This window comes from Microbacterium sp. HJ5 (assembly GCF_054824025.1).
This window is the reverse complement of the sequence record NZ_JSYE01000061.1, coordinates 1-231: the sequence shown is the minus strand read 5'-3', so window position 1 is coordinate 231 and position 231 is coordinate 1. Positions and strand designations below refer to the sequence as shown.

The window sequence follows — 231 nt, the reverse complement described above, 5'->3', positions numbered from 1 at the left end:
CGAACGGGTCATGACCGACAACCACTTCAGCTACCGGCTCTCCGCTGACGTCCGCGACGCGATCGCCAACCTGCACGCCAAACACGTCCTCATCCGCCCTCACTGCCCCTGGCAGAACGGCAAGGTCGAACGACTCAACCGTACCCTGCAGACCGAATGGGCCTACCGGCAGGTCTTCACCTCAAACGCCGAGCGCGCCGCAGCACTTGCACCCTGGCTCGAGCACTACAA

Annotated in this window: 1 protein-coding gene; it reads left to right on the top strand. The window is 63.6% G+C overall.

The features are described 5' to 3' along the window. The coding region (locus tag OB08_RS16685; protein ID WP_461476732.1) for an integrase core domain-containing protein at nucleotides 1–231 on the top strand (231 nt) is incomplete at both ends.